Annotated in this window: 14 protein-coding genes and 4 pseudogenes; 5 read left to right on the forward strand and 13 right to left on the reverse strand. The window is 67.1% G+C overall.

All coding sequences use genetic code 11. The annotated features are described in order from the left end of the window. Nucleotides 1-334: 334 nt before the first annotated feature. Genes BAY1663_RS04435 through BAY1663_RS04460 form a run of 8 tightly spaced genes read right to left on the reverse strand, consistent with a single transcriptional unit; the run spans nucleotide 335 to nucleotide 7,485 of the window. Complete coding sequence (locus BAY1663_RS04435; protein WP_051497072.1) at nucleotides 335-1,279, reverse strand: iron-siderophore ABC transporter substrate-binding protein; 945 nt, start codon at nucleotides 1,277-1,279, stop codon at nucleotides 335-337. Then, complete coding sequence (locus tag BAY1663_RS04440) at nucleotides 1,276-2,112, reverse strand: ABC transporter ATP-binding protein (protein WP_037038232.1); 837 nt, start codon at nucleotides 2,110-2,112, stop codon at nucleotides 1,276-1,278. The genes BAY1663_RS04435 and BAY1663_RS04440 overlap by 4 nt, the downstream gene beginning before the upstream one ends. Continuing rightward, on the reverse strand, nucleotides 2,112-3,158 hold the full coding sequence (locus BAY1663_RS04445; RefSeq protein ID WP_037038234.1) for an iron chelate uptake ABC transporter family permease subunit: 1,047 nt from the start codon (nucleotides 3,156-3,158) through the stop codon (nucleotides 2,112-2,114). Before BAY1663_RS04445 ends, BAY1663_RS04440 begins: the two co-directional genes overlap by 1 nt. Before the next feature lie 4 nt (nucleotides 3,159-3,162). Then, a complete protein-coding gene (locus tag BAY1663_RS25690) occupies nucleotides 3,163-3,717 on the reverse strand; it encodes an iron ABC transporter permease (RefSeq protein WP_305809513.1) in 555 nt (184 codons plus the stop codon). An 11-nt stretch (nucleotides 3,718-3,728) separates the two neighbouring features. Next, nucleotides 3,729-3,863: a hypothetical protein gene (locus tag BAY1663_RS25695; protein ID WP_305809514.1), complete on the reverse strand. Its 135-nt coding sequence runs from the start codon at nucleotides 3,861-3,863 to the stop codon at nucleotides 3,729-3,731. Further along, nucleotides 3,860-4,198, reverse strand: a complete 339-nt coding sequence (locus tag BAY1663_RS25700) for an iron chelate uptake ABC transporter family permease subunit (RefSeq protein WP_305809515.1) — start codon at nucleotides 4,196-4,198, stop codon at nucleotides 3,860-3,862. The genes BAY1663_RS25695 and BAY1663_RS25700 overlap by 4 nt, the downstream gene beginning before the upstream one ends. Before the next feature lie 58 nt (nucleotides 4,199-4,256). Continuing rightward, entirely contained in the window at nucleotides 4,257-6,224 is a 1,968-nt protein-coding gene (locus BAY1663_RS04455) for a TonB-dependent receptor domain-containing protein (RefSeq protein ID WP_037038236.1), read from the reverse strand. Between the two features lie 34 nt (nucleotides 6,225-6,258). Then, entirely contained in the window at nucleotides 6,259-7,485 is a 1,227-nt protein-coding gene (locus BAY1663_RS04460; protein WP_037038238.1) for an MFS transporter, read from the reverse strand. Nucleotides 7,486-7,794: 309 nt separating this feature from the next. On the opposite strand from BAY1663_RS04460, the gene BAY1663_RS04465 reads away from it, so the two are divergent. Beyond that, complete coding sequence (locus tag BAY1663_RS04465) at nucleotides 7,795-8,730, forward strand: class I SAM-dependent methyltransferase (protein ID WP_037038239.1); 936 nt, start codon at nucleotides 7,795-7,797, stop codon at nucleotides 8,728-8,730. 144 nt (nucleotides 8,731-8,874) lie between these two features. Here BAY1663_RS04465 and BAY1663_RS04470 read toward each other — a convergent pair. From BAY1663_RS04470 to BAY1663_RS04480, 4 genes and pseudogenes are all read right to left on the reverse strand, one after another. Next, nucleotides 8,875-9,809 (reverse strand): annotated as a pseudogene (locus BAY1663_RS04470) (LysR family transcriptional regulator). 7 nt (nucleotides 9,810-9,816) lie between these two features. Further along, nucleotides 9,817-10,491 carry a TetR/AcrR family transcriptional regulator gene (locus tag BAY1663_RS04475; protein ID WP_037038241.1) on the reverse strand — a complete coding sequence of 225 codons (675 nt, stop codon included), beginning with the start codon at nucleotides 10,489-10,491 and terminating at the stop codon, nucleotides 9,817-9,819. A 46-nt stretch (nucleotides 10,492-10,537) separates the two neighbouring features. After that, on the reverse strand, nucleotides 10,538-10,666 hold the full coding sequence (locus BAY1663_RS24965) for a hypothetical protein (RefSeq protein ID WP_256206536.1): 129 nt from the start codon (nucleotides 10,664-10,666) through the stop codon (nucleotides 10,538-10,540). A 386-nt stretch (nucleotides 10,667-11,052) separates the two neighbouring features. Beyond that, a pseudogene (locus BAY1663_RS04480) lies at nucleotides 11,053-11,840 on the reverse strand (outer membrane protein OmpK). A gap of 327 nt (nucleotides 11,841-12,167) precedes the next feature. On the opposite strand from BAY1663_RS04480, the pseudogene BAY1663_RS23315 reads away from it, so the two are divergent. Beyond that, nucleotides 12,168-12,706: pseudogene (locus BAY1663_RS23315) on the forward strand (sugar O-acetyltransferase). 40 nt (nucleotides 12,707-12,746) lie between these two features. On the opposite strand, the gene BAY1663_RS04485 reads toward BAY1663_RS23315, so the two are convergent. Further along, nucleotides 12,747-13,397 carry a response regulator transcription factor gene (locus tag BAY1663_RS04485; RefSeq protein ID WP_037038242.1) on the reverse strand — a complete coding sequence of 217 codons (651 nt, stop codon included), beginning with the start codon at nucleotides 13,395-13,397 and terminating at the stop codon, nucleotides 12,747-12,749. A 256-nt stretch (nucleotides 13,398-13,653) separates the two neighbouring features. Here BAY1663_RS04485 and BAY1663_RS04490 point away from each other — a divergent pair, with 256 nt between their 5' ends. From BAY1663_RS04490 to BAY1663_RS04500, 3 genes and pseudogenes are all read left to right on the forward strand, one after another. Then, a complete protein-coding gene (locus BAY1663_RS04490; protein ID WP_037038243.1) occupies nucleotides 13,654-14,289 on the forward strand; it encodes a LysE family translocator in 636 nt (211 codons plus the stop codon). A 76-nt stretch (nucleotides 14,290-14,365) separates the two neighbouring features. After that, nucleotides 14,366-14,821, forward strand: a complete 456-nt coding sequence (locus BAY1663_RS04495) for a VOC family protein (protein WP_037038244.1) — start codon at nucleotides 14,366-14,368, stop codon at nucleotides 14,819-14,821. Beyond that, nucleotides 14,821-15,648 (forward strand): annotated as a pseudogene (locus tag BAY1663_RS04500) (aldo/keto reductase). The gene BAY1663_RS04495 and the pseudogene BAY1663_RS04500 overlap by 1 nt, the downstream one beginning before the upstream one ends. Nucleotides 15,649-15,658: the final 10 nt, after the last annotated feature.

Raw genomic sequence — 15,658 nt, forward strand, 5'->3', positions numbered from 1 at the left:
ATCGTTTGCGTAGGGGGGTTGAGCGGCATGGACGCCGCGAGAGACGCGAAGGGACAGGGACATCCCTTCGCGGCGTGCCCCTGGAGCGGCGATGGAGAGAACGAACCCCGGCGCAGCCGGGGCCGGATGCAGGGGCAAGACTTGTTCCTTTTGGGGCGACTGCCAAAAGGAACTCGCCCAGCAGGGCGAAACCAAGCTTCCAAGCAACTCGCCAAACGCCATGAAAGCAAAACTTTCATTCAGCACACCCAAACTTGCCAATCCGATCTCAAGCTTTGCTTCCCCGAGAAAGCGCGATGCACGTGAAAAAAGGCCGATCGGCCTCGCTTCGATCCTAATCCCTGACCACCGGCTCGGCACCCGCCTTGCCCAGCAGCGCTTCGACATCCTCGATCACCTGCAGCGCCGCCTGCGGCCCGCCGAGCGAGGTCCACAGCGAGCCGTCCACCGCGCCGAAACGCTTGGCCCGGATCGCCGACAACTGACGGAACGCCGGGGTCTGCTCGGCCTGCTGCATGGCCTCGACCGCCTCGCCACTGGTGGCCAGGGTGCCGATCACCAGCCAGTCGGCATCGAGCAGTTCCAGCGACTCCAGGCTCAGGGCCATCGAGTGGGTATGACCGGGGTCCTGCTGATGCGCTGGACGGACCAGGCCGATGTCCTCGACCACCGAGCTGGAGAAGGCGTCGAGGAACATGTACGACGGGCCCTTGGGGTTCCAGCGCACGATGCTCAGCGTCTCGCCCTGATGGCCCGCGAGGCGCTTGCGTGCCTCTTCGATGCGCGCCCAGTAGCGTTCCAGCACGGCCTTGGCCTCGGCCTCGCGGTTCAGCGCCTGGGCGGTGCGCTGCATGCTTTCCTGCCAGGGCCGCGCCCAGCTGAAGGTGATCACCGTGGGCGCGATCTCGTTGAGGATCGCCAGCTGCTCGGGTTTCACCGGGCCGGTGAGGATCAGGTCGGGCTCCAGTTCCAGCAGGGTTTCCAGGTTGGGATTGTCGATGTCGCCGACCACCTCGATCCCGGCCGGCAGCTTGCCGTCCAGGTAACGTGGCGGCGCTGCCTGGCCACGGCCGTTGATGGTGCCGACCGGGGTGACGCCGAGCGCCAGCGCGGTATCCAGGTCGATCTCGCTGAGGGTGATGACGCGCTTGGGCGCGGCGGGGACGCTTACCGTATTGCCGAAGGCATCCTGCACCTGGCGGGTTTCGGCCATGGCAGGCAGGGCGAGCAGGCCGGCCAGTAAGGTGGCGGCGAGGCGCCGGTAGATCGTGGGCATCATGGCGTAGCTTCCTTTTCGGTATGTTCGAGCAGTGCCTCGGCATGCGCAGCCAGGGCCCGGCGGCGACGCGGCACGATGACCGGGGCGCCGTCGCCGGGGGCGTGGAGGATGTCGACGTCGGTGTCGTAGAGGCGGTCCACCAGCGCCTTGGTCATCACCTCGCGGGCGGGGCCCAGGGCCTGGATGCGGCCGTCGGCCAGGGCGATCAGCTCGTCGCAGTAGCGCGCGGCGATGCCTAGGTCGTGGATCACGATGAGCACCGTGCGCCCGGCGGCGGCGATGCCGTGCACGGCTTCCATCACCTCGGCCTGGTGGCCGATGTCCAGCGCGCTGGTGGGTTCGTCGAGCAGGATCAGGTCGGTGTCCTGCGCCAGGATCATGCCCAGCCAGGCCCGCTGCGCCTGGCCGCCGGAGAGCGAGGCGGCATTGCGTTGCCAGATGGCGTCGAGCTGCATCGCTTCGCGGGCGCGCGCCACCTGGCGGGCGTCTTCGGCGCTCCACTGGTTGAACCAGCCCTGGTGCGGATGGCGGCCGTACTGCACCAGTTGCTCGACGCGGATGCCCTCGGCGAGCACCGGGCGCTGCGGCAGGAAGGCCAGCTCGCGCGCCAGCGCCTTGAGCGAATAGTGGCCCAGCGGCTTGCCGTGGATCTCCACCGTGCCGCGCTGCAGCGGCAGCTGGCGGGCGAGCAGCTTGAGCAGGGTGGACTTGCCGCTGCCGTTGGGGCCGACGATGCCGATCAGCTTGCCGCGGGGCAGGCTGAAGGACAGGTCGTCGAGCACCACCTTGTCCTGGTAGGCGAAATGCAGGTTTTCTGCACGCAGGGCAGTCATCAGTCGGCTCCTCGTCTGTCCTTGATCAAGAGGCCGAGCAGCAGGATGCCGCCGAGCAGGCGCGTCATGATTCCGGTGGGGATTTCTTCGGGCTGGGCGAGTACGCGTACCAGTGTGTCGCTGCCGAGCAGCAGCACCGCGCCGCATAGCGCCGACAGCCAGATCGGCGCGAGGTTGTCACGTGCCAGCCAGGACGCCAGGATCGGCGCGGCCATGGCGATGAATACTACCGGCCCGCCGATCGCCGTGCCCAGCGCCGCCACCAGGATCGCCAGGGCGAGCACGCCGAGCTGGATCGCCGGTACGCGGATGCCGAGGTTCTGCGCGGTGGCGTCGCCGAAGCGCAGCAGCGCCAGCGGGCGGTTGAGCAGCGCCATCAGCGGGCAGAGTAGTACCAGCAGCAGCGCGATGGGGCTGACCGTCTGGTAGCTGACCCCGGCGAAGTGGCCCATGGTCCACAGGTAGATGCTGCCCAGGTGCACCAGCGGCTGGGTCGACATGGCGAAGTCGCCGATGGCGCCGAGCAGTTCGGACAGCGCGATACCGATGACGATGAACAGGTAGCCCTGCTCGCCGGGGCGCCGGCACAGGGCGAACAGCGCGGCGGCGGCCAGCACGGCGCCAAGCGGCGACGCCCACCAGGGCCAGTTGCCGAGGGTGAGGTAGAGGGCGAAGGCGACCACCGCCAGCGAGGCGCCCTCGTTGACGCCGATCATGTCCGGCGTGGCCAGGCGGTTGCGCACCAGGGTCTGGATCAGGCAGCCGGCCATGCCCATCGCCAGCCCGGCGACGATCGCGGCGGCGACGCGCGGCAGGCGGATCTTGAACACCATGATCTCCTGCAGCTTGCCGCCCTGGCCGGCCAGGGTCGCGAGCACGTCGCGCAGGCCCAGGTTGCCGCTGCCTAGGCTGATGGCCAGCACCGCCAGGGTGGCGAGCAACGCCAGCAGCGCCAGCGAGACCAGCCAGGTGCGGCGATGCAGCAGCAGGCTCAGGCCGCCGATGCGCAGCGCCCAGACGCCGGAGGGGGAGGGTAGGGTCGTCATCGGGCTACCTCACCGTCAGCAGGGCACGGAAGCCACCGCGCAATACGATGGCGATCAGCGTCGGCGCTCCGAGTGCCGCCAGCAGGGTGCCGACCGGCAATTCGAAGGGCTGGATCAGCCAGCGTGCGAGCACGTCGGCGGCGAGCAGGAAGAGCATGCCGAACAGCGTCGAGAACAACAGCTGGCGCAGCAGCGCCACCGGCTCGACGAGCCGCGCGCAGTAGGCGGCGAGGAAGCCGAGAAAGCCCACCGGGCCGGCCAGGGAAATGGCGCAGGCGGTCAGCAGGGTCGAGGCCGCCAGCACGCCGAGGCGCACCCAGGTGGTGTGGATGCCCAGTGCACGGGCCTGGCTGTCGCCCATCTGCATCAGGGTCAGCTGGCGGCAGAGGAACGCCGCCAGCAGCAGGCCGAGCACGGCGAGCGGGCTGACCGTGGCGACGGCATCCAGGCGCGAGGCCGACAGCGAACCCAGGTTCCAGAAACGGAACTGCTCCAGCGCCACGCGAGTGGACAGCAGCATGAAGTTGGCCAGCCCGCCGAAGATGGCGCCCAGCGCCACGCCGGCGAGGATCAGCTTGAGCGGCTGGCCTGGCCGAGCATCAGGCCGACGCCCAGCACGATCAGGTTGCCCAGCAGGGCGCCGAGGCCGGACCAGAGCAGATAGCCCTGGGTGGATTCGACGCCGAAATGGATCAGGCCGATCACCAGCCGAGCACCGCGCCGGCGTTCACTCCGAGCAGGCCGGGTTCGGCCAGGGGATTGCGCGTGGCGCTCTGCAGCAGCGAGGCGGCGATCGCCAGGCTGCCGCCGACCACCAGCGCCGCGAGGGTGCGCGGCAGGCGCAGGGTGTCGACGACCATGGCGAGCTTGTCGTCGGCCAGGCGCTCCGGCTGCCCGAGCAGGTAGCCGAATACCGCGTCGGCGCCATAGACGCCGGCGCCGGTGGCCAGCGACAGCGCCAGCAGCGACAGCAACAGGCCGCCCGCGCCGGCGAGGACGGCCTTCTGCAGGGCCGGCATGGCGTGTTCAGTGCGTGGCATGGTTCATGTGCAGCGCTCCGGTTGCGCCCGGCGGCTCGTGCCGCCGAGCATGGGCGGATCAGATGTCGTAGCTGAAGCCGACGAACAGCGTGCGACCCATGAGGATGTTGTCGATCGACTGGGCGACGTCGTCGCGTTTTTCGTTGGTCAGGTTGTTGAGGCCGCCGTTGAGCGTCAGCTCCCGGGTGGCCTTGTAACGGGCACCGAGGCTGACGGTGTGGAAGGCACCGGTCTCGACTTCCGGTTGGGCGGCCGAGACGTAGACGTACTGGCTGCCGGTGTACTGGTAGTCCAGGTTCAGGGCGAGATTGTCCAGGGCTTGCCAGTCGAGGCCGATGTTGGCCATGTGCTGCGGCGTGTTGCGCAGGGGCTCGTCGGTCTCGCGGTTCTCGGCGTCCGCATAGGTGTAGTTGGCGCGCAGGCCGACGGCATCGTTGAAGGCGTAGCGGCCCTGCAGCTCGTAGCCCCTGACCCGCGCCTTGTCGACGTTGGTGTAGGTCATCACGGCCGGCATGTGGCCCGCGCGCCAGCTGTCGGTGTAGATCATGTCTTCGATTTCGTTATCGAAGAACATGATGCCGGCCTCTATGCGCTCGTCCTGATAGAGCGTGCCGAGCTCGTAGCTGGTGGCGGTTTCCGGTTTCAGGTCGGGGTTGCCGACCAGGGTGCACATGCCGCGGCAGGCCAGCACGCCGTAGGTCTCGTCGAACTGGTAGATGCTCGGCGCCTTGAAGGATTTGCCGGCGCCGCCCTTGATGACCCAGTTGTCGGTCAGGTTGTAGACGCCGTAGGCGCGCGGGCTGAACTCGCCGCCGAAGCTGTCGTGGTCGTCCCAGCGGCCGCCCAGGGTCACGTCGAGCCGGCCGATGGAGAATTCGTCCTGCAGGTAGACGGCCTTCTGGTCGACTTCGGTATCCGAACCCAGGTTCTGGTTGTGCGACAGTTCGATGCGGCGGAACTCGCTGCCCAGGGTGAGCAGGTGGTTGCCGAGAAAGGCGCTGACCTGGCCGTCGACGGTGTGGTTCTTCTGCTGCACGTCGCCCTTCACGCCCCGCAGGTTGGTCATGATCTCGGAGTCGTCCATCAGCTCGACGTCTTCGTAGTAGTAGCGCAGGCGGGTGTTGAAGCCGTCCCAGTTGCCGTTGTGCGCCAGGCCCAGGGTCCAGCGGTCCATTTCCTGGATGTTGGTGGGGAAGGACACGCCGGAGTTGTTCCAGATCGCTTTGCGGTCGTCGCTGCGGTAGCTCATGTCCAGGTCGATGCTCTGGCGCTCATCCAGCAGCCAGCTGAGGGTGCCGAAGGCGCTGCCGTTCTGGCGTTTCTCGACCGCATCGGTGTTGGCGAAGACGGTCTGCTCGGAGCCCCAGGCCGCCTGGTCGGTGGTTTCGACGATCAGGTTGCCGCGCAGCTTGTTGTCGATCAGCGCGCCGCTGAGGTAGCCGCTGGCCTTGTGGCTGTCGCCGGAGTCGCCTTCGGTCGGGTGTTCGTAGCCATAGGCGATGCCGGCTTCGGTCTTGTCCGTCGGCTGGCGCAGGATCACGTTGACCACACCGCCCAGGGCATCGGCGCCGTACAGCGAGGACATCGGCCCGCGGATCACCTCGATACGCTCGATGGCGGCCATGGGGATCGACGACAGGTCGAAGTCGTTGGCGTAGTTGGAGGTCAGCGCCTCGCGGGAATTCACCCGGCGGCCGTTGACCAGCAGCAGGGTGTAGTCCGAATCCATCCCGCGCAGCTTGATTTCCTTGCGACCGTAGGTGGAGGACGGGCTGATATGCACGCCGGGCAGGTATTTCACCGCGTCGGCGAGGTTGTAGACGGGGTACCTGTCCAGCTCGTCGCGGGTCACCACCGACACGCTGGCTGGTGCGCTGAGTTCGCTGTGGGCGGTCTGGGTGGCGGTGATGACCTGGGTTTCCAGGGTGGTAGCCGGGGTGTCGGCCAGCGCCGCGAACGGCAGCAGGCTGCCGAGCAGGGTCAGGGACAGGTGCCGCGGACGGCCGATTGTTCGTACAGGTTGCATTGCAGACTCCATTGCCGATTGGTTGCAGAACTGATCACGATTCCCCGGCAGGTTGCGTCCCGCCTTGTGTTTTTGCGTCGCGCTGCCCGAGGCCGCGCAGCAGGCACAACACGCCGATACCGGCGGCTGTTCCGGCGCCGGCATACAGCCAGGCCAGATCGTTGAAACCGATCAGGCGGCCACCGGCGCCCGCGCCCAGGTAGGCCGCCGAGAACAGGCTGCCGAGGCCGCAGGCGACGTTCGAAACGGTGCCCTGCAGGGCCATGAAGGCCGCACGCTGCTGGGGCTGCGGAATGCCGGCGGCGATGGTGAGGGTGCTGCTGGTGCGCACCGCCCCCAGCGCCATGAACAGCGTGAACACCAGGAACAGCGAAAGCCCCGGCACTAGCACGAAACCGAGCAGGGTGATGGCCGCCAGCAGGCCGCTGCTGAGCAGGACGACCGCCACCGCGTTGCCGCGGTCGATCAGCACGCCGCCCAGGTGCATCGCCGCCAGGCTGGCGAGGCCGCCACAGAGGTAGAGCAGGCCGATGTGCTCGCGCGCAAAGGCGAGGTTGAACTGGAAGTAGTTGGAGAAATGCGGCACCAGCAGGAAGTGGCCGAACATCTGCAGCGCGACGATGGCCAGGGCGCCCAGGCACAGTGGCGAGCGCAGCAGCGGCCGGATGCTGCCGGCCGCGCGTATATGTGGCGGCGGTGCGGGAAAGGACAGCTGGCAAAGCATGGCGAGCAGCACTCCGGCTGCGCCGAACAATACGAAGGGGACTTGCCAGCCGCCGCGCGCGGCCAGTTCCAGCGCCGCCGGCGTCACCACGATGGCCGCCAGCGAATAGCCCATGGCGACGTAGGCGAGCCGGCGCCCGCGCTCGGCCGGCGGGATCAGGTCGAGCATGGCCGCCATCAGCACCGCCCCCATCGGTCCCGCTACCAGGCCGGAGAGCACGAACAGGCCGATCAGCTGTGCGGGGTCGCTGGCCAGCGCGCAGCTCAGCAGCAGGGCGAAGCGCAGCGCCAATAGGGTGACCAGGGTCCGCTTGCGGTCCAGGCGGTCGAGCCAGGCGGCAGCCAGTGCCGCGCTGAGGGCCGATGCCAGGGTGGCGCCGCCGGCGATATAGCCGACGTGGCTGGCCTGCATGCCCAGCGTGCGAACGAAATCCGGACCGAGCGGCATCACCATCATCAGGCTGCCGATCGACAGCATGTTGATGAGCATGGCCAGGTGCACGGCGGCTTTCGATTGTCGAGCGGCATCCATATGCATCGCGCGCTTGGGTGGCTGAAGGCGGCTGCATCTTATGCAATGGCAAATGCTATTTCAAATACTAATCGTTCACATTAGTGTGTTGTGATTGAAGATTTGCAGCTCATCCGTCCGCCGGACGAGGCGCTCATGTCCGCCGCCGATGGCCGTTGTGACCCGGGTAGCGCCAGCCAGCGCTGCCGTGCCGGCGGATCGTTTGCTTCCCCGCGTGTGCAGCGAGCCGCGACGCTTTGCCGCAATCGCTCGCTTTGCCGCAACGGTCGGCCGGCGCTGCTAGAATGCCGCGCCCACGCCTGACCGAATATGCCCATGCACGCCGACGCGCTTGCCATCCTGCAACAGCACCTGCTCCGCGGCCTCGACCCGGCCCCCAGCGAAACCCGCCGGTTGTTCCATGGCCGTGGTCGCTGCTGGCAGGGGCTCGAACAGATCACCGTCGACTGGCTGCAGGGCGTGCTGCTGGTCGCGCTGTTTCGTGACCCCGGCGCGGCGGAACTGGAGGCGCTGAAGCGGATGCTGCGAGCGCTGGCCGAATCCCCGGCATGGCGGCAGCTCCAAGTTCAGCACCTTCTACTGCAGCATCGCTACCTGCCGGAGGCGACGACCGAGGCGTTGCTGGGCGATGTGCCCGCCGAGTGGCAGATCGACGAGAACGGCTTGCGCTACACGCTGGACCTGGGCCGCAAGCAGAACAACGGCCTGTTCCTCGACATGCGCCATGGGCGTGCCTGGGTGCAGGAAAACGCGCAAGGCAAACGCGTGCTCAACCTGTTCGCCTATACCTGCGGCTTTTCGGTCGCGGCGCTTGCCGGCGGCGCCGAGCATGTAGTGAATCTGGACATGGCCAGCGCGGCGCTGAGCCGCGGGCGCGAGAACCACCGCCTGAACGGCCATGAGCTCAGCCGGGTCAGCTTTCTCGCCCACGAGCTGTTCAAGTCCTGGGGCAAGGTGAGGAAGCTCGGTCCCTACGACCTGATCGTCATCGACCCACCATCGTTCCAGAAGGGCAGCTTCGCGCTGAGCCGCGATTACCGGAAGATCCTGCGCCGCTTGCCGGAACTGCTGAATCCGGGTGGCCAGGTGCTGGCCTGCGTCAACGATCCGGATGTCGCTCCAGCCTTCCTGGTCGAGGGCATGGCCGCCGAGGCCCCGCAGTTGCGCTTCGAGCGGCGCCTGGACAACCCCCCGGAATTCCCCGACGTGAACCCGGACAGCGGCCTGAAGGCGCTGGTGTTCGTCCGCTGAACTCCGGTGCGCGTGCGTTGGGCTTCGCTTCGCTCAACCCAACCTGCCCGGCTTGCACGTAGGTTGGGTTGAGCCGCGAAGCGGCGAAGCCCAACACCCGGCCGAAGCTACGGCTGATATTGCACTCGTTGGGCGCCGCGCCACTTACGTTCCCGTGGCTTCCTGCGCCTCACGCGCGGCGATTTCCTCACCCAGGCGCGGACGAAGGCGTCCACTGCCACTGGCAGGTAGCGCGAGCTGCGCACGTAGACGCCGAGATCGCTGAACACCGCGCCGCCGTCGTTCAGGGGTACGTGCACCAGCGTGCCGCTGGCCAGTTCCGCCTCGATGCCGATGCGCGTCTGGAAGGCGACGCCGGCGCCGCGCTTGGCCATCTGCAGTGCCAGTTCCACCGAGCCGGTTTCCAGCGCGGCCTTGTGCCGCAATCCGGTGCGCGCCAGTAGCGGGCCGAGCAGGTGGTGGATGGACAGTTCGCTCTTGGCCAGGATCAACGGGTGCTCGGCGCAGGTGGCGAAACTCACCTCGCGGCGCCCGGCCAGCGGATGTTCGGGGGCGACGATGGCGCCGAGGCGGAAGTGGCCGACGCTCAGTTGCTGCAGCTCGGCGGTGCGCGGCAGGGCGAAGGCCAGGCCGATGTCCGCCTGGCCACGGGTGACCGCCTCGGGAATCGCCTGCGAGCCCAGGCTGGTGACGCCCACGGTGATGCGCGGATAGCGCTCGCGCAGGCGCTGCAGCACGCAGGGCAGCAGGTCGGAGGTGACGCTCGAGATCGTGGCGATTTCCACGTGGCCGGTGCGCAGGCCCTGCAGCGCGTCCAGCTCGGAGCGCACCCGCTCGGTGTCCTGCAGCACGACGATGACGTGACGGGCGAAGATCTCGCCGGCGGCGGTCAGCCGCAGCCCGCCGGGCAGGCGCTCGAACAGCGGCGTGCCGACCTCGTCCTCGAGCTTGAGGATCTGCCGGTTCACCGCCGAGGAGGCGACGTTGAGCCGCCGCGAGGCCTCGCGGATGGACTGGCAGCGGCGCACCATGTCGAAGTAATGGATCGCCGGCGAATGGATGCGCAACCGGGACGGCACGGGTGCCTCAGCGGAGGCTGTCGGCCGGCAGGGCGAGCCCGCAGCCCTTGAGGATGATCTGGATCAGGTTGTCGCTGGCCCGGGCGTAGTCGGCCTTGGTCATGCGTCTGTTGGTGATCCGCCGGATCTGGTCGGAGAAGTCCGCGTAGTGCTGGGTCGCGCTCCAGATCAGGAAGATCAGGTGCATGGGGTCGACCGGGTCCATCTTGCCGGCTTCGATCCAGGCATCGAACACCGCCGCACGGCCGCGGAACCAGTTGCGGTAGTCCTGGTTGAAGTGCTCGGACAGGCATTCGCAGCCGCTGATGACCTCCATGGCGAAGATCTTCGAGGCCTGCGGATGGCGGCGGGAGAACTCCATCTTGAGGCGGATGTAGTCGGCCAGCGCGCTGGCCGGGTCGTCATCGACGGTAAGGTCGTCGAAGGCGGTGTCCCAGAGTTCGAGGATGTGCCGCATCACCTCGACGTACAGCCCCAGCTTGCTGTTGAAGTAGTAGTGCACGTTGGCCTTGGGCAGCCCGGCGCGGGTGGCGATGGCGTTCATGCTGGTGCCCTTGAAGCCGTAGCGGGCGAACTCCTCCGCCGCTGCGTTGAGGATGGTCTCCTCGTTCTTCTGGCGGATGCGGCCGGCGGGCTTGCCCGTGGCGGTGTAGAGCGGCTGGGGTGCTTCGTTCTTGTTCATAGTCCCTTATCCGAAGAGCGCGGTGACGTGCGCCACCACAGTGGGCTCAGGCCTGGTGCGCGTGGGCGGCGATGCTGGGCTCGGGCCGTGCGCGCGGCGGCAGGTCCGGCAGGATGGCCGTGCAGGCCGCCGCAGTGATGGCCGAGCCGGACAGATTCTGCACGAGTTTCGGCATTCGATGCAGCAGTTCCGCTTGCGCTGCAATACCCAGGCCCATCCTCCAGCGAATTGGCAACGGTCGGCAGGGCGCGCCGGTTCGCAGGGCCCGTGAAGGCGGCAGCCGACGGCGGGCCGTAGCTCGGGTCGGCGGAGGGATGGTCGTGCATGGTCGCTCCTCGGGCCCGGTGCCCGTCTCGAATGCCCGGAGCCAGTGCAAGAACCTGACCCGTTGATTAGCTTTGCGCGTGTTCTGGCGCCAGCGGCCAGGCGACGTGCGACTTCGGCCGGGCAGCGGCGTGGCGCGCGGGAGATGCTTGCACCAAAGGCGAACAGGTTTGAGCACGGCGTTTGCCGCTGGTGCGTGGGGGGAGGACCGCCCGGCGAGGCCGGGCGGCAGGTGCGTCAGAAATGCGCCTTGACGATGAAGTTGGTGACGTTGTTGTCGGTGTTGAAGGCGCTGCTGTCCTCAATGCCGTACTTGTTGGTCCAGTAGTCGTATTCGATACCGACGTAGAGCTTGCCCGGCGTGTAGTCCAGCGCCTTGCCGAGGTCGTACTTGACCTGCGGGTTGAAGTGGAAGTTCTTGGCGAGGTAGTTGCCCTTGGACTTGGAGCCGGCGTCGTTGACGACCCAGTCGATGTAGCCGTCGAAGAGGATGTCGGACTTGCCTACCGGATGGTGATCGCCCAGGTGGGGGTGAGCTGCCACTGGCCGCCCGGCTTGCCGGTGATGCCGTCGGGCTCGCGGTAGTAGGTGTTGAGGGCGAAGCGATCGAAACCGGGAATGGCCAGGTCGACGGCCGGGCCAAGCAGGTAGTTGCGGTTGCGCCCCTCGCCGCGTTCGTAGGTCGCGGAGATCAGCACGTCCTTGACCGGCCCGAAGGACAGGTCGGCGCCGCTGATCTTGCCCAGCGACAGGCGCGGGCTGAACTCGCCGTAGTAGGTGTGGCCATCGCTGCCGGAGATGCCGTTGTACCACTTGTTGTCGACGAACAGGAACATGTCCCCCCAGGTCCAGCCGCTGGCATGTTCGAAGGTGATGGTCTGCTGGATCTCGCCGGCGTCGACGGCGAAGTTCTTGCCGTAGAGGTAGGTGAGGCTGTTGTTCTGCCAGAGCATCGGGCTGGCCATGGCTTCGCCACTGAGGATCAACCCGGCCGCGAGGGCTGCGGAGGTGAGGCTGCGTTTCATGTGTGTACTCCTTGCTGCAGATGAGAGTGCTTGTATTAGTTGTCCAAGCGGTCAGGCTTCGCTCTCATAGCAAGGCGCGCGCCAACCCCGTAGGTTGACTGTGGTTATTATTCAAGTAATTGATTTTAAAGAGTATGTTTTTTGATGATCGGCATGTTGCGGGCGCTTTTGGCGCGCCGCCGCACGAATTGCGTATCGGTGCTAGCTGACCGATTCGTCAGGTTGCTCCGGTTTGGGGCGTGGCCGATGGCTATCTGCTCCATGTTGCAACGGAAATGCCGCGGGCGGGGTCGTAGCCAGGGAGCGTTCAAATCGACGAGGCAGGCCATGAACCTGAGTGAAAAACAGAAGATGCTCACCGGGCAGCTTTACCTGGCAAGCGATGCCGAACTCATGGCCGAGCGGGAGAGGGCCGGGGCATGGTTGGCGCGCTACAGCGGCGCGACAGGCGCGGAGCGGGATGTCCTGCTGGCCGAAGGGCTGGGGACGGTGGGGCGTGGCGTGGAGGTCCGGGCGCCGTTTCACTGCGACTACGGCTACAACATCCACCTGGAAGATGGCGTGTTCCTCAATTTCGGCTGCGTGATCCTGGATGTCTGTAGCGTGCATATCGGCGCGGGCTGCCAGATCGGCCCCGCCGTGCAGATCTATACCGCGGACCATCCACGCGATCCGCGGCAGCGCAGGGCGGGCCTGGAATACGGCAAGCCGGTGGTGATCGGCAAGAATGTCTGGATCGGCGGCGGCGCGATCATCCTGCCGGGCGTGGTGGTGGGCGATGACGCCATCATCGGGGCCGGCAGTGTGCTGACCGCGATGTGCCGGTGGGGGCCACGGTGCTGGGCAACCCCGCGCGTCCCCGCTGAGGGGCGCGCCGTGCCGCCTGGGTTCAGGTTCCGGTGCGTTTCACGGCGTCGCCTCGCCGATGTGGGCGAGTACCAGGGAGGCCCCCTGGGCCCGGTTGCTGGCGCCCAGCTTGCGCAGGGCGTTGTGCACATGGCTCTTGATGGTGTGGGTGCTCAGGTGCAGTTTTTGCGCGATGGCCGAGTTCGAGAGGCCATGTCCGGCCAGGGCGAGGATCTGCTTCTCACGCAGGGTCAGCTCGTCGATGACCTGACTGGAGTGGGTCAGTTGCCGGTAGCGGCACAGGAGCTTTTCCATCAGCGCTCGCGGCAGCCAGTCGCCGCCGGCGAGCATGGCCTGCACGCCGCGGATGAAATTGCTGCGCGGGGTCGAACGGTAGAACACGCCGCGAATCCAGGGGTGCATCTCGATCAGCAGGCGCGCCTGATCGGGCTGGGCGTTGATCAATGCGACCGGCATGTCGCCGAACTGGCGCAGCAACTGCAGGCACTGGTCGTGGGAATAGCTGCCGAGGTCCAGGAGCGCCAGGGCGAACCGTGCATGTTCCGGGCGCAGCGTCCCGGCGCGATGCAGGACGCAAGCGGGGCAACCTTCGAGGTATTGGTGCAGCGCGCTGTCGAGGAATTCGCTATGGGAAAGCAATAGCAGGCGCGACGGGGCCGGCGTAATAGCCGATACGGCATCATCTTTCATTCGCATGTCCTTTGCTGAATGGCGGATCTGGGAGAGGGATGGGCCCGTCTCCGATCCATGGAAGTCCGGCGTTCTGTACGCCGAACCGAAACGGTAGCCCAGCTTTGCGACAAAAAAAAGTCGATGCAATAGAAATATGTCAGTTTGTCGACGACGTGTCTTCCGGGCGTTTCCCTGGCGAAGACCAGGTTGCCCATCTACAGTGTCGTCCTCGGCTCTATCTTCAATCCCATGAGTGGCTCTGGCGGAAAAGGCGATGGGTGATCCTCTGTTCTGGTTGGTGTTCTTCTCGGCGGCGCTGGCGCTGAATCTTTCGCCCGGCCCGGACCTGCTCTACGTGTTGTCGCGAACCTTCTCCGGTGGGCGGCGCATCGGGGTGATTGCCGCTTGCGGCGTGTGCAGCGGGGCGCTGGTGCACGTGCTATTCGCCGCGCTGGGGATTTCGGCGATTCTCGCCACCTCGGCGCTGGCTTTCACGCTGGTCAAGTACGTCGGTGCGGCCTATCTGCTCTACCTGGGCATCCAGGCGCTGCGTTCGGCCGGCAGCGGCGCCGCGCTGGAGTTCAAGGCCGGGCCGCGTACCACGGCGTGGCGGGCGTATCGCCAGGGCGTGCTGGTGGATTTACTCAACCCCAAGGCGGCGATCTTCTTCATGGCCTTCCTGCCGCAGTTCGTGCGGCCCGAGCATGGCGCGGTGCCGCTGCAACTGCTGCTGCTCGGCGTTCTGGTGGTGCTGGTGGCGATCATCGTCGAGTGTGGCCTGGTGCTGCTGGCGGCGCGTGCCCGTACGGCGCTGCGCAACAATCGGACCCTGAGCCAGTGGCTCGACCGGGTACTGGGTTCGATCCTCATCGGCCTGGGGATTCGCCTGGGGCTCAGCGAACGTGTCTGACGGGGAATTGATCGGCTCGGCGCCGCTCTCAATACCGAGGGCCTGCCACCCGGCGGCCCGCTGATCGGAGCTGTCCATGCCTCAGCAAAGCAAGAACACCACCGCCACCCTGATCCCCTGCCTGCACTATCGCGACGTGGCGGCGGCCATCGACTGGCTGTGCCGCGCCTTCGGCTTCGAGCGGCAGCGCGTCTACCGGGACGAGCTGGTCGGCATCATCCACGCGCAGCTCGGTTTCGGCAGCGGCATGCTGATGGTCGGGCCGGTGGTCGATTCGGCGTACGGCCGCCAGTTGCGCCAGCCGGACGAACTCGGCGGCGTTTCGACCCAGGGCATCTATGTCATCGTCAATAGCGCCGATGCGCTGTATACCCAGGCCAAGGCCGCCGGTGCGCAGATCGTCGTCGAATTGAAGGACGAGGACTACGGCGGCCGCGGCTTCAGTTGTCGCGACCTGGAAGGCCACCTGTGGAGCTTCGGCACCTACGACCCCTGGGCGGACGCAGCCGCCGGCTCCGTGGAGCAGGCCTGATGCGCGCTTTCAGCATGATCGATGGCGGTTGCGTCCCACCGATCGGCCAGGGCACCTGGCACATGGGCGAAGACCCGGCCGCGCGCCCGCGCGAGGTGGCGGCGCTGCGCCTGGGCATCGAACTGGGCATGACGCTGATCGACACCGCCGAGATGTACGGCGAGGGTGGCGCCGAGGCGGTGGTGGGCGAAGCGATCCGCAGCCGCCGCGAGCGGGTCTTCCTGGTCAGCAAGGTCTATCCGCACAACGCCAGCCGCAAGGGTATTCCCGCGGCCTGCGAGCGCAGCCTGCGACGGCTGGGGACCGACTTCATCGACCTCTACCTGTTGCACTGGCGCGGGCAGTATCCGCTGGCGGAAACCGTCGAGGCCTTCGAGCGGCTGCAGGCGGCCGGCAAGATCCGCCACTGGGGCGTTTCCAACCTCGATCTCGACGATATGCGGGAACTGCCGCAGGTGCAGGATTGTGCCACCAACCAGGTGCTGTACAACCCGGCCGAGCGCGGCATCGAATTCGATCTGCTGCCCCGGTGCCAGGCCCAAGGCATGCCGGTCATGGCCTATTGCCCGCTGGGGCAGGGCGGCGGGCTGTTGCGCAGTCCCGCCCTGCTCGAAGTGGCGCGCCGCCACGGTGCGCAGCCGGCGCAGGTCGCGCTGGCCTAGGCGCTGCGCCAGCCGGGCGTATGGGCGATTCCCAAGGCCAGCGACCCCATGCACCTGCGTGCCAATGCCGCGGCCGTCGACGTGCAGCTGGGCGCCGAGGACCTGGCGATCATCGACCAGGCTTTTCCGCCCCCTTCGCGCCGACAGCCACTGCAGATGGTGTGAACCCCGACTG

It is taken from the genome of Pseudomonas sp. BAY1663 (assembly GCF_000582595.1).
GTDB lineage: Bacteria > Pseudomonadota > Gammaproteobacteria > Pseudomonadales > Pseudomonadaceae > Stutzerimonas > Stutzerimonas stutzeri_AF.